Genomic DNA, 1,099 nt, shown 5'->3' with positions numbered 1-1,099 from the left:
GGCGTAGGCGGCGCCGATGAGCCCGGCGTCGTTGCCGAGCGAGGCGATCTCGATCGGGGTGTCGGCGCACACCGACAGGGTGTAGTGCTTGAAGCGCTCCACGAGCTTGCCCAGGAACAGGGCGCCCGCGGCGGACAGGCCGCCGCCGAGCACGATGGCCTCGGGGTCGACCGTGCACGCGAGGTTGGCGAGCGCCAGGCCGAGATACTCGACCATGGTGTCGACCGCCGCCGCTGCCGCCTCATCCCCCGCCTGATAGGCGTCGAACACGCTCTTGGAGTCGGAGGGACCGGCGAGCTCGACGGGCTGGCAGCCGCGCTTCTCGCACTCCACCTTGTAGGTATTCACGACGCCGGTCGCGGACGCGTACTGCTCGAGGCAGCCGTGGCGTCCGCAGCCGCACACGCGCTCCTCGGCGGGGTTCACGCAGGTGTGGCCGACCTCGCCGCCCGCGCCGTTGGCGCCGCCGATGACCTTGCCGTCGACGACGACGCCGGCGCCGATGCCCGTGCCGAGCGTCACGAGCGCCATGCTGCGATGGCCGAGCGCCGAGCCGCGCCACATCTCGCCGAGCGCGGCCGCGTTGGCATCGTTCACGAACGCGACGACGGCGCCGCCGAACGCGTCCCTGAGCGCCGCGCCGAGTCCCTGGAGGTCGATCGAGGCGTTGGCGATGAGCTTGACGTCGCCGTCATCGGGAACCGGGGCCGGAACCGCAAGTCCGATGCCCTTGAGGACGACGTCGCCGTCCTGGGCGGCGAGCAGGCTTTTGATGCCGTCGATGACCGCGGCGTAACCGGCCTCGTCCACCAGCGGCGGCGTGGGCACGCTCAGCTTGGACAGGATCTTGCCCTCGCGGTTGACCAGGCCCTCCTTGACGGTCGTTCCGCCCACGTCGATACCCACGAACAGCTCTTCGGCCATCCTCGGCCCCCTTTCTCGGTTTTACCACGTGCAGCACATGATACCGCGCCTCCCAGCCGTTTTGTCCGATATCCCGGCAGACGGCAGGAGCGCTCCGCGCTCGCCTACTGCGCACCGCTCGCAAGAACTCGGCGTATCCCCGGTGCGCTCGATATCTCCTCGAGAATGTCGATGA

Annotated in this window: 1 protein-coding gene; it reads right to left on the bottom strand. The window is 69.7% G+C overall.

Features of this window, described 5'->3' with window-relative positions:
* The coding region (locus INF29_RS14435) for an ROK family protein (protein ID WP_193487426.1) at positions 1–924 on the bottom strand (924 nt) is incomplete at its 3' end.
* Positions 925–1,099: the final 175 nt, after the last annotated feature.

Source organism: Anaerotignum lactatifermentans (assembly GCF_014982935.1).
Lineage (GTDB): Bacteria > Bacillota > Clostridia > Lachnospirales > Anaerotignaceae > Anaerotignum > Anaerotignum lactatifermentans.
Note: the sequence above shows the minus strand (reverse complement) of the source record. Positions and strands in the feature narration are given on the sequence as shown.